At 48.1% G+C, this 15,264-nt stretch carries 14 protein-coding genes; all 14 read left to right on the top strand.

The features are described from left to right. The first annotated feature begins 29 nt into the window (after window positions 1-29). The 14 genes from nuoF (at window position 30) to C5O19_RS02375 (ending at window position 15,207) form a co-directional block, all read left to right on the top strand. Window positions 30-1,373 (top strand): NADH-quinone oxidoreductase subunit NuoF, encoded by a 1,344-nt coding sequence (gene nuoF, locus C5O19_RS02440; RefSeq protein WP_104709759.1) that lies wholly within the window; start codon window positions 30-32, stop codon window positions 1,371-1,373. Between the two features lie 64 nt (window positions 1,374-1,437). Further along, window positions 1,438-2,538, top strand: a complete 1,101-nt coding sequence (locus C5O19_RS02435) for a 2Fe-2S iron-sulfur cluster-binding protein (protein WP_104709758.1) — start codon at window positions 1,438-1,440, stop codon at window positions 2,536-2,538. 126 nt (window positions 2,539-2,664) lie between these two features. Continuing rightward, entirely contained in the window at window positions 2,665-3,813 is a 1,149-nt protein-coding gene (gene nuoH / locus C5O19_RS02430; protein ID WP_104709757.1) for an NADH-quinone oxidoreductase subunit NuoH, read from the top strand. Window positions 3,814-3,905: 92 nt separating this feature from the next. Beyond that, window positions 3,906-4,424: a NuoI/complex I 23 kDa subunit family protein gene (locus C5O19_RS02425; RefSeq protein ID WP_104709756.1), complete on the top strand. Its 519-nt coding sequence runs from the start codon at window positions 3,906-3,908 to the stop codon at window positions 4,422-4,424. Between the two features lie 37 nt (window positions 4,425-4,461). Beyond that, entirely contained in the window at window positions 4,462-4,977 is a 516-nt protein-coding gene (locus C5O19_RS02420; RefSeq protein WP_104709755.1) for an NADH-quinone oxidoreductase subunit J family protein, read from the top strand. A 126-nt stretch (window positions 4,978-5,103) separates the two neighbouring features. Next, window positions 5,104-6,345, top strand: a complete 1,242-nt coding sequence (locus C5O19_RS02415; protein ID WP_104709754.1) for an outer membrane beta-barrel protein — start codon at window positions 5,104-5,106, stop codon at window positions 6,343-6,345. Between the two features lie 109 nt (window positions 6,346-6,454). After that, a complete protein-coding gene (gene argH, locus C5O19_RS02410) occupies window positions 6,455-7,789 on the top strand; it encodes an argininosuccinate lyase (protein WP_104709753.1) in 1,335 nt (444 codons plus the stop codon). A gap of 16 nt (window positions 7,790-7,805) precedes the next feature. Further along, the gene (locus C5O19_RS02405) at window positions 7,806-8,684 is read left to right on the top strand and encodes a phosphatase PAP2 family protein (RefSeq protein ID WP_165795917.1); all 879 of its coding nucleotides are present in this window, start codon (window positions 7,806-7,808) and stop codon (window positions 8,682-8,684) included. A gap of 14 nt (window positions 8,685-8,698) precedes the next feature. Beyond that, on the top strand, window positions 8,699-9,220 hold the full coding sequence (locus C5O19_RS02400) for a gamma carbonic anhydrase family protein (protein ID WP_104709751.1): 522 nt from the start codon (window positions 8,699-8,701) through the stop codon (window positions 9,218-9,220). A 329-nt stretch (window positions 9,221-9,549) separates the two neighbouring features. Continuing rightward, entirely contained in the window at window positions 9,550-10,563 is a 1,014-nt protein-coding gene (locus C5O19_RS02395; RefSeq protein ID WP_104709750.1) for a transaldolase family protein, read from the top strand. A 169-nt stretch (window positions 10,564-10,732) separates the two neighbouring features. After that, on the top strand, window positions 10,733-11,485 hold the full coding sequence (gene kdsB / locus C5O19_RS02390; protein WP_104709749.1) for a 3-deoxy-manno-octulosonate cytidylyltransferase: 753 nt from the start codon (window positions 10,733-10,735) through the stop codon (window positions 11,483-11,485). Window positions 11,486-11,594: 109 nt separating this feature from the next. Continuing rightward, window positions 11,595-12,173, top strand: coding sequence for an adenylate kinase (locus C5O19_RS02385; RefSeq protein ID WP_104709748.1), 579 nt, complete (start codon window positions 11,595-11,597; stop codon window positions 12,171-12,173). A 240-nt stretch (window positions 12,174-12,413) separates the two neighbouring features. Beyond that, the gene (gene obgE / locus C5O19_RS02380; protein WP_104709747.1) at window positions 12,414-13,415 is read left to right on the top strand and encodes a GTPase ObgE; all 1,002 of its coding nucleotides are present in this window, start codon (window positions 12,414-12,416) and stop codon (window positions 13,413-13,415) included. A 73-nt stretch (window positions 13,416-13,488) separates the two neighbouring features. Next, window positions 13,489-15,207, top strand: a complete 1,719-nt coding sequence (locus C5O19_RS02375; protein WP_104709746.1) for a hypothetical protein — start codon at window positions 13,489-13,491, stop codon at window positions 15,205-15,207. Window positions 15,208-15,264 lie beyond the last annotated feature (57 nt).

Raw genomic sequence — 15,264 nt, 5'->3', positions numbered from 1 at the left:
TGAAAACCGAAAACTGAAAACTATGCATTATGTCGCTTCCTAAGATCCTTACGGCTCATACCCACCTTCCGGGGATTGAGACCTTTGATGTATACCGTAAAAACGGCGGCTACACCGCTGTGGAAAAGGCCATTCAGACCATGACGCCCGACGAAGTGGTGGAAGAAGTAAAGAAATCGGGCGTACGCGGACGCGGCGGGGCGGGTTTCCCGATGGGTATGAAGTGGTCGTTCCTGGCGAAACCCGAAGGCGTTCCCCGCTATTTGGTTTGCAACGCCGACGAATCAGAACCCGGTACCTTTAAGGACCACTGGCTGATGAAAACCATCCCGCATTTGCTGATTGAGGGCATGATCGTATCCAGCTACGCTCTGGGGGCCAATGCCAGCTACATCTACGTGCGGGGCGAGCTGATGTACGTGGTTCGCATTTTGGAAAAAGCCATTGCGGAAGCAAAGGCAGCCGGTTTTCTTGGAAAAAACATTCTGGGTTCGGGCTACGATCTCGAACTCTACGTACAACCTGGTGGCGGAGCGTATATCTGCGGTGAAGAAACGGCTCTGCTCGAATCGCTGGAAGGCAAACGGGGAAACCCCCGAAATAAACCGCCTTTTCCGGCGGTCAAGGGTCTGTACCAATGCCCAACGGTAGTTAATAACGTCGAATCTATTTCTACGACTTCCTGGATTGTCAATAACGGAGGCGATGCCTACGCTGCTATCGGAATTGGCCGTTCGACGGGCACGAAACTGATTTCGGCTTCCGGTCACCTCAAAAAACCGGGCGTCTACGAAATTCCGCTGGGTCTGCCCGTACAGGAATTCATCTACTCTGACGAATGGTGCGGTGGTATTCGCGACGGTCACCATTTGAAAGCGGTGGTAGCGGGAGGGTCGTCCGTACCCATTCTACCTGCCGCGATGTTACTCAAAACAGCGAACGGTGAAGATCGCCTGATGTCCTACGAATCGCTGGCCGACGGTGGCTTTGCTACGGGGACCATGATGGGTTCGGGTGGATTTATTGCCATGGACGAAACGACCTGTATCGTGCGGAATACCTGGAATTTCAGCCGATTCTATCACCACGAATCCTGCGGTCAATGTTCGCCCTGCCGGGAAGGTACGGGCTGGATGGAAAAGGTCCTCCACCGAATTGAGCACGGCCACGGCTCCATGCACGACATTGACTTGCTGGTGGATGTAGCCAAGAAGATTGAAGGCAATACCATTTGTCCACTGGGGGATGCAGCAGCCTGGCCCATCGCCTCGGCCATCCGGCATTTCCGTGACGAATTTGAATGGCACATTACCAATCCACAGGAGGCTACGCGTCCCGGTGCGGTATTCAAAGGCCACATGGAACTGGTTTAATAAGTGATAGAATGAGTGTATTATTCGCTCATTCTATCATTCGTTCATTCAAAATTGTAATGACATGAAAGTTACGATTGATAATATTACCATTGAAGTCGAGCCGGGTACGACCATTCTTCAGGCGGCCCGGAAGATTGGTCCAGAAGTAGCTCCGCCGGCCATGTGTTACTACGAGCCGTTAAAGGCTTCGGGTGGTAAGTGTCGGGCCTGCTTGGTGAAAGTTACGGCGGGTTCGGAAAAAGACCCCCGCCCTATGCCCAAGCTGGTGCCTTCCTGTATCACGCAGGTTCAGGATGGTATGATTGTGGAAAACACCATCAACGAACAGGTTCTCGAAACGCGGAAAGGCATCGTTGAATTCTTGTTACTGAATCATCCGCTCGACTGCCCCATTTGCGATCAGGCCGGGGAATGCCACTTACAGGATTTTTCTTTCCAGCACGGAGTTCAGCAAACACGCTACGAAGAAGAACGCCGGACCTTTGAAAAACAGGATCTTGGGCCGAATATTCAGTTGCACATGACCCGTTGCATTCTGTGTTACCGTTGCGTATTCACGGCCGATCAGATTACTGGCAAACGCGTACACGGGGTACTGAATCGTGGCGATCACGCGGAGATTTCGACGTACATCGAAAAAGCGATTGACAATGATTTTTCCGGAAATGTAATCGACGTGTGTCCCGTAGGTGCGTTGACGGACAAGACGTATCGCTTCAAAAACCGGGTCTGGTTTACCAAACCCGTCGATGCTCACTGCGATTGTGAAAAGTGTTCGGGTAAAGTAACGCTCTGGTATCGGGGTGATGAGGTGATCCGGGTGACAGCTCGTAAAAACCAGTGGGGTGAAGTACTGGATTTCATTTGCAACACCTGCCGCTTCGAACGCAAAAACACGGCAGACTGGACCATTGAAGGGCCCACGAAGGTGGCTCGTCATTCGGTGATTTCCGCGAACAAGTACGGAGCCAACAAGATCGTTCCGGAGTTTGCCCGTCGTCTGGCGGCTTCGCAGTACAAAGACGTTCACGAAGAACGTGACACCAGCCAACTGGATATCAAGCAGTTGCCGGAAGAACGTTTTAAAGCATTAATTCCACCCGCGGGCGAATCTGCCGTCGCAGGTATACGGTCAATTCAAAACTGGGCGGAGGATAAGTAATGTTGTTCGTTGATTGTTCTTAGTTGTTGGAAGTTGTATGCATGACAAAAGCGTCATTAACTCAAGAATCCTTAATGGATCACTCAACCAATAACAGTCAACCAATAACCATCAACTAGAAAAAAGATGGATATATTCTGGATCAAAGCAATCATCATTCTGGTCATTTTTGGGCTTTCGCTCTTTGTGGCTATGTATTCGACCTGGGCCGAGCGTAAAGTAGCCGGTTACATGCAGGATCGTCCGGGACCGAACCGGGCGGGTTGGGGTGGTTTGTTGCAACCCCTCGCCGACGCCGGAAAGATGTTTTTCAAGGAAGATTTCATTCCCGCACAAGCCAACAAATGGCTCTTCATCGCTGGTCCCTGTCTGGCGATGCTGACGGCTCTGTTGTCTTCGGCAGTTATTCCCTTCGGGGATACTCTCCGCATCGACGGTCAGGAAATTCAGGTGCAGGGTATCGAGGTGAACATTGGTATTCTCTGGGTATTCGGTATCGTTTCGCTGGGCGTCTACGGCGTGATGGTGGGAGGTTGGGCTTCCAACAACAAATTTTCGCTGCTGGGAGCCATTCGGGCTGCTTCACAAAACATCAGTTACGAGCTGGCCCTGGGCTTATCCCTCATTGCGGTAATCATGATGACGGGCAGTTTATCGGTTCGGGATATTGTCAACAGTCAACACGGCGGAGGCTGGAATATTCTCTTTCAGCCGCTGGGTTTCGTTATTTTCCTGACCTGTGCCTTTGCCGAATGTAACCGTACGCCCTTTGATTTACCCGAATGCGAGGCCGAGCTGATCGGCGGTTACCATACGGAATATTCGTCGATGAAACTGGGTTTCTACCTGTTTGCCGAATACGTGAACATGTTCGTATCGTCCTGCGTGGTATCGGCTCTGTACTTCGGTGGTTTCAACTATCCGTTTATGGATAAAGTCGCGGAAGCTCTGGGCAACGACGCCACGGGTCACAACATTGCCACGGCCATTGGGTTCTTTGCCTTCTTTGCCAAGGCTTTATTTTTTGTGTTTTTCTTCATGTGGGTACGCTGGACCTTGCCTCGTTTCCGCTATGATCAACTCATGAATCTGGGCTGGAAGAGTTTGATTCCGCTTTCTATTCTTAACATCATTGTTACGGGTATCGGTTTGATGTTCAACCTTCGCTGGTTCAGCTGGGTCGCCGTCGGCATTATCGTAGCCGTCGTAGCAATACAGGCCGCCACAAAGCCCAAAGCCGCCAGAGGTATTCTGGAAGCCGCACCTGTACGATAGATCGAGTTTAGGGTTTTGAGTTTAGTGTTAAATGTTAACGCTCAGGCAACTCTTAAAAACTCAAAACCCTAAACCCTAAACTCATCCCTCTCATGCAACTCACTAATCGAGCAAAGAAGATAGATAAGAGCGAAATGACGCTAGCCGAACGGATGTACCTTCCGGCCATTGCTGGCGGCATGGCTATTACGCTCAAACACTTTTTCAAGAAAAAACCGACCATTAATTATCCGGAACAGAAACGGTATTTGGGGCCCGTATTTCGGGGGCACCATATTCTGAAAAAGGATGAAGCTGGTCGCGAGCGTTGTACCGCCTGTGGTCTTTGTGCGGTAGCCTGTCCGGCGGAAGCCATTTCGATGGTAGCGGCCGAGCGGAAAGCAGGAGAAGAGAATCTGTATCGGGAAGAAAAATACGCGGCGGTTTATGAAATCAATATGCTCCGCTGCATTTTCTGTGGTTTCTGCGAAGAAGCCTGTCCGAAACAAGCGATTTACCTGCGTCACGATCAGTTTGTGCCCGTATTTATGAGCCGGGATGAGGTGATTTACGGAAAGGACCGCCTGGTGGAAGATATGAGTAGCCGGTATTTGCGGGAGGGCTGGAAGTAATTTGTTTATTCGTTAAAAATCGATCCTTCATTACGCTATGTCAGCTGATAAAATCTGGTACCTTCTGACGGCCCTGACCATCATCTTTGCGTTGGCGGTCATTCTGGTCCGAAACCCCATGTACAGTGTACTTTGTCTGGTCTTAACTTTTCTGTGCCTTTCCTGTCACTATATCTTACTCAATGCCCAGTTTCTGGCCGTAGTCAATCTAATTGTCTACGCCGGAGCCATTATGGTACTCTTTCTCTTCGTAGTCATGTTCCTGAATCTGCGGGAGTATAGGGAAGAAACCAAGAGTAATCTCCAGAAGGTGGCGGCCTTTGTAGTCGGCATCGCCATTTTGGGAGCCATTGTCATGGCGGTGCGGCGTCTGCAATATCCGATGCCGTCTCCCGAGCAGTTTAATGTTCGTACGGGTTACGTGGAAGTACTCGGAGAAACGTTATTCATGGATTATCTGCTTCCGTTTGAGCTAGTTACCATCCTGTTCTTTGTAGCAATGGTTGGAGCGGTCATGCTGGGTAAACGCGAAAAAGGCGAACGGCATTTCTAAAACGATCCAGAGCTTTTTATTTAGCCCACTGACCTTGATTAGTCAGTGGGTTTTTGTTTTTTTGACGGTTCCAGCACGCTGGCATTTCTTTCCCTAACCAAAATCCTTAAAACGCTTGTCCATCTAATGAAAGCCTTTTTACTCGTTGGTATCCTCCTCTCCTTTCATTCCGTTTTTGCCCAGGAAACTTTTGAATCCGGGTCGCTGATTACGCCTTCGGGAGATACGCTTCATGGTTACATTGATTATCGAAATTGGTATCTAAATCCAGAAAGCGTTCGTTTTAAATCCTCCCCTGAAGCTCCTGAGAAAACGTTTACCCTACAGGATCTACAAGGTTTTAACGTTCATCATGAAACCTATACCAAAGCGACCGTCTGGCTGAATGCCAGCACGGATCAACTCCAGCAGCTTTCCACCTCTCCTACCCCTCAACTAGAGGAGCGTACGGTTTTCTTACGAACATTGGTAGAAGGCGTTAAAAGCCTTTATTATTTAAAAGATACCAAAGATCGGACTCATTTTTACATCAGAAGAGATCGTACGTATGAACTCTTAACGTATTACCGCTACAAGGTTTCTACGGAGCAATCGGCCCAAATTGCAGTTCTGGACACGTATAAAGAGCAGCTGAAGTCCTATTTCAGCGATTGTGCAGAAACTCAGAAGAAAGTCTCCTTCGCGGCTTACAATCAGATCTCTTTACAAAAATTGTTTGAAAACTATTTCCGTAACTGTGGACATACGACCGAAATCCGAACGACGACTCGCGAGCGAATAAAGGTTCAAGTGGGTTTAGTAGCCGGACTCACTTACACAACATTGAAGTTTTCGGGACCAAGTTCGCTACCCAATTTTTCTTCTTCTTACGGGCCAGCCGGTGGTCTTTCGCTCAAGCTGGGATTACCCCGTACCCGTCAGCGACTAGCCATTCATAATGAGCTTCTCTACACTTCATATCGTAGTACAGCCCATACGGAGGAGTATATCAATCCAGACCGCTATTCTCTCACGGATTTCACCCTGGCTTATGATTATATTAAGCTCAATAACCTTATTCGTTACCAGCTTCCGGTGCAGCGTCTACAATTTTTTGCCCATGTGGGGATTTCTAATGGCTGGGTTGTTTCAGAGACCAATACCCGAAGAAAAGTAGCTACCTTATATTCGGATAAAGATCGCGTTACGCTGGAACAGGTCTTAGATGGTACCCGAAAACATGAACAGGGTCTTATCGTAGGTATTGGAGCACAACTGCGAAAGCTTTCTGCAGAGATTCGGTACGAAACTAGTAATGGCATGTCGGATTATTCTACCCTAAAATCGGCGGTAAAACGAGCCTATGTATTGGTAGGGTTCTCCTTCTAAAACAAGTGTTTTTTTTGATGGATGCTCTCTTTTTCGGTCTTTTGCGATTCAATTACTGAATTACGCGTTACAGCTTTTTCTGTAACCGCTAAACTTTCCAGCATTACGCATGAAATTGTGGCAAAAAGAAGGCGTTTCGACTTCTGAAAAAATAGAAAAATTTACTGTAGGCCGGGATCGGGAAATGGACTTGTACCTCGCTCCCTTCGATGTACTGGGCAACCTGGCTCACGCCCGTATGCTGGCTTCCGTGAACCTGCTGGAACAAGCCGAGCTAGTAGATCTGGAGCGAGAGTTGAAAGTCATTTACGCTCAGGTTCAGGCCGGAAATTTTGAGATTGAAGACGGTATTGAAGACGTCCATTCACAGGTAGAGCTGATGTTGACCCGAACGCTTGGTGACGTAGGAAAGAAAATTCACTCCGGTCGCAGTCGGAACGATCAGGTATTGGTGGATTTGAAACTCTTCACCCGGGACCGGCTAGAATTGATTACCAAGGAAACCAAACGCGTTTTCGACGTACTCGTTCAGCGATCCGAACAGCATAAAAACGATCTGTTACCGGGCTATACGCACCTTCAGATTGCCATGCCTTCGTCCTTTGGGCTGTGGTTTGGGGCTTACGCCGAATCACTGACGGATGATGTAGCTTTACTCCAGACTGCCTACCATTTTGCCAACCGCAATCCGCTGGGTAGCGGAGCGGGTTATGGCTCTTCCTTTCCGCTGGATCGCCAACTGACGACTGACTTACTGGGATTTGAAGGCTTACACTACAATGTGGTATACGCTCAGATGAGTCGTGGTAAAACGGAGTGGATGGCCTTAACGGCCATCGCCAATCTGGCTCAGACGCTTTCCCGTCTGGCAATGGATGTGTGTCTGTATAACTCGCAGAATTTCGCTTTTCTAACGCTTCCCGATGCTCTGACGACGGGCAGTAGTATCATGCCGCACAAGAAAAATCCGGATGTGGCTGAGCTGTTACGCGGAAAAACAAACCGGTTGAAAGCACTGCCGATGGAAGTAACGCTGGTCCTGAGTAATCTGCCTTCGGGGTATCACCGGGATATGCAGTTGCTCAAGGAAATCCTGATGCCTGCCATCGAGGAAATTCTGGATTGCCTAGATATTACGGCTTACATGCTGGAAAACATTCAGGTGAAAACGGATTTGCTGGAAGACAAAAAATACGACTTGCTTTTCAGCGTAGAGCGGGTAAACGAACTGGTGATCGAAGGCGTGCCCTTCCGGGATGCCTATCGTCAGGTGGGTAAGGAAATTGGCGAGGGTTCGTACGCGGCTTCCCGGGATCTGAAGCATACGCACCTGGGCAGCATCGGCAATCCGGCCAACGAGCAGATTACGGCTTTGATGGATGCTCAGTTGCAGGGCTTTGGCTTTGAACGGGTACGAACCGCCTTGGAAGCCCTCATTCAGTAATTTTACGCTTTTACTTATGAAACTTCCACCCTATCTGATCCTTCTTTTCTGGTTGTTTACTTCGGCAGGTGCCTACGCCCAGATCAGCGGCGACAGTTTGCAAACGGATTCGCTGACCCAAGCCGTAGTGCTTCCTCTCTCGGAAGACTCCGCCCGCCGGTACGAGCCAGTAAAACCAAACTGGACTTACGTCAAAAGCTACTGGTACGACACCAAAGCGGTGGTGACGAGTCCCTTTCGCTGGAAGGGTCAGGACTGGGCCAAAGCCGGGACCATTATCGGTGTCGCGGCTTTGTCGTACGCCTTTGCGGACGGCAGAATTCAGAAGTTTTCTCAGGAACACAAATCACATTTTACCAATACGGCTTCTGAAATCGTAGATCCTTTGGGGAATGGACGATACTTGTGGATTACTTCGGGGTTGGTCTTCCTACACGGTCAGATTTTCCATAATGACAAAACGACGCGTGTCGGTTTGTTGATTCTAGAAAGTCAGCTGATCAATGGTGTACTCGGACAAGTGGTAAAACTCGCAGCTGGACGAAAACGGCCCTGGGATGGTGCCCGTCCGCACGAATGGGCGGGTCCGCAGTATCCGCCCTTTCATTCCTTCCCGAGTGGTCACGCTCAGACGTCTTTTGCCTTGGCGACGGTCATTGCGGAAGAATTTAAGGACATTAAAGCCGTACCGATCATTTCCTATTCGCTGGCAACGCTCACCTGCTTATCCCGTCTGAATGCGAATGCTCACTGGTTTTCGGATTTACTCGTTGGGGCGGCCATGGGCCATTTTATTTCCAAAACCATTGTCCGTCGCCATCCCGAACATCCGCTGAAAAAGCGTTCAAAAGTAGCTCTGGATTTTAATGGTCAGGGAGCTACGTTGCGGTTTTAACAGTAACTAAACTTATGGCTTTAATCTTACCCGTTCAGGATCATACGCCCCAATTGGGGCAAAACTGCTGGCTGGCTCCTAACGCCACCATCGTTGGTGACGTTAGTATGGGCGATGACTGCACCGTCTGGTTCAATGCCGTTATTCGCGGCGACGTGAACGCCATCCGAATTGGCAATCGTACTAATATTCAGGATGGAGCCGTTATTCACTGTACCTATCAGAAAACGCAAACCATTATCGGTGATTCCGTAAGCATCGCCCACAACGCCGTGGTGCACGGCTGTACCATCGAAGATCGCGTACTGGTGGGCATGGGAGCCATTATCATGGACGGAGCCGTGATTGGTACGGGGAGCATCATTGCGGCCGGAGCCATTGTCACGCAAAATACCGTCGTTCCCCCTGGCAGCATTTATGCGGGTAACCCGGCTAGATTCCTCAAACCCGTGTCGGAAGCGGCGGGTGAAGTATTCGACCGTACGGCAAACAACTACGTCATGTACGCGGGCTGGTTCAAGGAGCAGGATTGGTAATCATAGGCGGATTGAAAATCAGAAGTAAAGGACTTTGGATTTGTTCTGAAATTCTCCCCGAAAATCGCCAACTTTGCAGCCAACTATCCGGCGATTCATTTTTGCCTGAAAACAATAAGAAAGTAATAGTCCGTTTTTTCGTTTCCAATGCCTTGATCGATAACCGTCCTTCACCGGCAACAAACCTGATTTTCACAGCCTACTACTTTCCTTCTTTACTTTTTAAGTAACATTTTAAAAGAGGCGTAACGTTTTTGGTGGATAAGTTATCCCCCGCAGGTACCACTACCGCGGAAACCTAACCTAAAACGGCCATTGCTACTACACACATGGAGTTGTATCTTGATTCTGCCGATTTAAAAGAAATCAAAGAGGCATTTCAACTCGGTTTTCTAACCGGTCTTACCACAACCCCCACGTTCATGCACCGCGAAGGAATTCGTGACCTGGATGCAACGATCGTGGAGCTTTCTAAAATTGTACCCGTTCTTCAGATTGAAGCACTGGGTGAAACCGCCGCCGATATTGTAGCCGACGCGGAACGCCAACTGGCTCTGGGTCTGGACCCTAAGCGTACGGTATTTAAAATCCCCGTGTCGCTGGAAGGCGTTAAAGCTTGCCGCACGCTGGTTGACAAAGGACTGAAAGTAAACGTTCACCTGGTATACACCATCCAACAGGCGTACATGGCAGCCGTAGCTGGTGCTACTTACATTTGCGTACTGGCCGGACGGATGCAGGATCAGGGATACGACGCCCTGACGCTGATCGGTGACGTAGTAGAACTGGTTGAAGCCTACGGTTTCGATTCAAAAGTAATGTTCTCGTCAGTACGGAATACCGAGCACGTACGGAACGCCATCGACCTGGGTTGCCACACCATTACTGTGCCCTGGAAACTGATGAAAGCCCTGACAGAAAACAACTTCACGGCTATCGGTACGAACCAGTTCATCGAGCATACGCGTTTGATCACGGTCACGGTAGGTCAGGCGATCAATACCATCAACCCAACGGTTACGACGGATATCTCCTTGACGGAAGCCATCGTAAAAATGACTGAATACGGCTTTGGCTGTGTTACGGTTGTTGACGAAGCCGGTAACCTGAAAGGTGTATTTACTGACGGTGATCTTCGCCGGAAACTGGCTGACGGTGGTCGCGATGTGCTGTCGAAGAAAATGGGAGATTTCGAATACGGAACGCCTATTTCTATCGAAAGTACCGAATTGCTGGACGCCGCTGCTGCTCTTTTCAAGAAAACCAGCGTAGATACGATTCTGGTCACCGAAAACGGCAAGCCCGTAGGGATGCTGGATATTCAGGATTTGAAGAACGATTAATTAGATTCAGTTTCTTGCTCCAGCAGGAAGTAACTGAACTACGCATATCCTAGTTGCCTCCTGAGCGAATGTGTTCGGGAGGCAATTTTACTATTGGCCTATAAACAAAACGAAGGTTGATTAGTAAATTCATCCACGGCTTCATACTGTATAGCCCATAACCAAAACTATGGTATTAGGAATCATTCCCGCCCGTTATGCTTCGACCCGTTTTCCGGGTAAACCCCTGGCCGACATTCAGGGCAAAAGCATGATTCAACGCGTATACGAAGCCGCCCAGGCTTCAAAACTGATGGAGGTTATTGTTGCCACCGATGATGTACGTATTGCTGAACACGTCCAGAACTTTGGCGGTAAAGCCGTACTTACGCGTGAAGATCATCCCAGTGGTACAGATCGCTGTTGGGAAGCTTTTACGAGTTGGGCAGAAACGCATCAGGCTCCCGAATCCGTGCAGTATGTACTGAACATTCAGGGAGATGAACCCTTTCTAGATCCCATTCAGATCAATGAATTAGTGGATGCTTTAGATGGAGAAGTAGAATTAGCTACGCAGATGATTAAAGTCACGTCAGCGGAAACCCTGCACGATCCAGGCGAAGCGAAGATAGTCCTTAACAATAAGGGTGAAGTGATGCTCTTCAGTCGTCAGGCGATTCCTTACCTGCGTAACTATCCGCCTCAAGAATGGCACTTGTACCATACCTACTATCGGCATGTGGGCATGTACGCGTATCGTACGGATATTCTGCAGGCCATTACGCAACTTACGCTTTCATCCCTAGAAAAAGCCGAGTCGCTGGAGCAACTCCGATGGCTCGAAGCCGGCTATAAAATTCGGATGGTAGAAACGACTTACGATAGCCCCTGCGTAGATACACCTGAAGACCTGGAAAAGGTTTTGAAGTATTTAAATGCCTAACCCGACAGTACATTACGGGTAAAAGCCAGTCGGATGCTTTCTATTTCCACGCAGTATTGTACCTTTGCAGCCCTATTAACATCGTTTCATACTGAATATCAATAGTCTCATGCTTAATTTGGTACTCTTTGGCCCTCCGGGAGCCGGGAAAGGAACCCAGAGCGAAAAGTTGATTGACAAATACAAGCTCGTCCATTTATCTACCGGCGATCTGCTTCGCTCTGAAATTAAAGCAGGTACGGAACTGGGACTGAGAGCCAAAGCTCTGATGGATCAGGGATTGCTGGTGCCTGATGAAGTAGTAATTGGCATGATTGATAATAAACTGAAAGAAAATAAACAGGCCGCTGGCTTTATTTTCGATGGTTTTCCCCGGACAGTCAACCAGGCCGAAGCTCTGGATACCTTACTCGAAGAAAACGGTACGGCGATCTCAGCGATGGTAGCTCTGGAAGTAGAAGCGGAAGAGTTAACGCGTCGTTTGCTCGAACGCGGAAAAACTTCCGGTCGTCCCGACGATCAGAACGAAGAATTGATTCGCAAACGGGTGCAAGAGTACAACGAAAAAACGTTGCCCGTAGCCAACTATTACCAAGGACAGGGTAAGTTCACCTCAGTTTACGGAATTGGAGCCATCGAGGAAATTTTTGAGAAGATCTGTACGGCTATCGAAAAATCGGCCGTTTAGTACATACGTTCACATTACTGAAATAGGCTATTTCGGAACGTCCGAAATGGCCTATTTTCATTCAGGCTTAAGCCTTGCATTGCCCAGTTATCGGGCCTTGCTTCGTCCGAATCCAGCCGTACTTGAGCGAATCGCTACCGGCTAGGCAAAACATTGCTTTACTTTGCATAAATTTAGGAGAAGGACGACCATACTCACTCAAGCCGTGTGCTAACACGGATCAGATTACCTACTAGGGCTGTGACAACAAACTTCATTGATTACGTAAAAATTTGCTGCCGTTCAGGACCCGGAGGTGCCGGATCATCGCACTTCCGCCGGGAGAAACACGTTCCGCTGGGCGGACCGGATGGTGGCGACGGAGGCCGGGGAGGCCATATCATTCTACGGGGTAGTACCAATGTTTGGACACTGCTCCACCTTAAATACCGGAAACACGTCATTGCCAGCAAAGGCCAACCCGGCGAGGGTGGCCGCCGCACCGGAGCCCGGGGCGAAGATGTGTACCTGGACGTACCGCTGGGTACCATTGCCAAAGACGCTGAAACGGGCGAAGTACTGTTCGAAATTACGGAGAACGACCAGGAGATGATTCTGCTGGAAGGGGGCCGTGGCGGTTTGGGTAACTCCCACTTTAAAACTTCCACGAACCAGGCTCCGCACACCTCTCAACCTGGTGAAGATGGTCAAGAGGTCTGGTTTATTCTGGAGTTGAAAGTACTAGCCGATGTTGGTCTGGTAGGTTTTCCCAACGCCGGAAAATCCACGTTGCTTTCGGTAGTATCGGCTGCCAAACCCGAAATTGCAGATTATCCCTTTACGACGATTGTTCCGAACTTGGGCGTAGTCCCCTACCGTGACTTCCGTTCGTTTGTCATGGCTGATATTCCGGGAATTATTGAGGGAGCTTCGCAGGGGAAAGGCCTGGGATTACGCTTCTTACGACATATCGAACGGAACTCTATCTTACTTTTCCTTATACCGGCTTCTTCCGAAAATCCGGGTGAAGAATACGAAGTTCTATTGAATGAATTGCAGGAATATAATCCTGAATTAATGGATAAATCCCGCTTATTAGCTATTTCTAAAGCCGATTTATTAACGGAAGAAGATAAGCAAACCTTCATTCAGCAATTACCCGCTGACATTCCTCATTTGTTTTTTTCGTCCTTTACGCGAGAAGGTCTGGATCCATTGCTCGATTTGATTTGGCAAGCGTTAAATCCGCCGACTCAAGCCTGATTTTTACAATACAGCCTCTTAACGGGGGCTGTATTGTTTCAAATGACTGCGTTCAACCAATTATTTTCAAAAAATGCCTTCTACTATTTCCAAGAATAGTATCTCCTCCACATGGATTGTCTTTGTTAGCCTGATTCCGATTAGTCTTTTCTTTTATACCTTCTTTGCGTACGTAACTAACATTCCTTTTCAGGATGACTACGACGCTTTATTAGAACCGGTTACCAAGTTTACGCAGCTCTCCCCTTTTTCCTGGAAAGAATTCATTCATATTATTTGGGTACAGGATGACGAACGGCGGATTGTGGTAGATCGGGTTGCGGCTACGCTCATTTATTTGATCAACGGACATCTGGATTTACGGATTCAAATGTTCATTGGGCTTCTTTCGCTACTGGGATTCTTATTTCTTTTCTATACCATTATTAAAGAAGCTCAATTACCCGTATTGCTGGTAGTAGCCGCTTCCTTTTTATTGTTCCATATCCAGTACTACGAAGCGATTTACTGGGGAATGATTCCCTTGCAACATATTGTCGTTCACTTCTTTGCCTTACTATCGGCTTACTACTTATATAAACCCAAAGCAAGTCACTTAACACTTGCTTTAGGTGCGGCTATTCTTGCCATTCTCAGTGACGTTAGTGGCACATTCGTCTTACCTACGGGTTTAGTTTTACTACTACTCCAGCACCGTTGGAAGCACGCGGGTATTTGGGTACTCGTCATTGGTGGAATGATTGCGTTGTATTACTATCAGTTGGTGGTACCCGCGTATCGGCCTAAGCTCTCGGATAATTTACAACACCCCTGGCTCATCCTTTACAACTTACTGTCTTTCAGCGGCTTGTCTGCGGATTTAAATACTGTCCTTCCATTCAAACTACGCTCGGGTCTGATTATGGCTACGGGTTTAAGTTTTTGGTGTATTGTTATTTACTCGGCTTTCTTCTTCATTAAGCCTTCCTTTCAACACGCAAAAGTTGCTTACCCTCGCTGGAAGATTACGCTATGGGGTGGACTTATTCACTTCAGTATCACTATACTTGCTTTTGCCGTAGGTCGAGCGATGGAAGGTACACAGGCCGTGTTAATTAGCCGGTACAAACACATGGGTTTTATCTGGCTGATTTTGATTTCAATTTTAGTATTCAGCCAGCTTCGTCCTACGCTACGCTGGGCTCGTATCTGGACAATTTTGAGTGTGTTCGTTTGTTTCTTTAGCTATTTCGAATACTTAGCTCCTTTGGATTACTATTATAAAGAACGCAATACGGATATGTATGGCTGGGAGAATAACCGGGCCCTACCCAGTTCACCCATCTACTTAAGCTTACAGTCAGCCGTAGATACCATTACCACACAATCCATTCGGGCAGGGGTATACGACCTTCCCAATGACTACTTTTTTGAAATGCCTTATCAGGTCAGTGCCGACTTATTTACGTTAGAAACCAAACAAATGGGTCATGCATTGGTCTTTACTAATGAGCAGTTTATTCGTTCAGTTCATAAAAACGACGGAGCGTATATCTTACTGAAGAATGCCTCTCAGTCGCATTATATTCCAACCAGACAAAAACGGTATTCGCTCAAATCTTTCGTTTCTTCCCTTGGTAAGCACTATTACGCCAATGGTTTTCATGGCAGTTTTCCAGTCGAGTACTTGCAACCGAATACGCAATATCAGGTGTGGGTGGTAGTTATTCATGGAGGAGTGAAAGTACTGCATCCGACAACTTATCGATTAAATGCATTACCTAATTTTGCCGTACGAATTAGCCAATCTTGAAACTATAATTGGTAAAGTATTAGATGAAGCCTATTTCACTTGACTGTAACTCATTGA

The organism is Siphonobacter curvatus, assembly GCF_002943425.1.
GTDB classification, from domain to species: Bacteria; Bacteroidota; Bacteroidia; order Cytophagales; family Spirosomataceae; genus Siphonobacter; species Siphonobacter curvatus.
The sequence above is the reverse complement of the archived record's forward strand: the minus strand, read 5'-3'. Positions and strand labels throughout refer to the sequence as shown.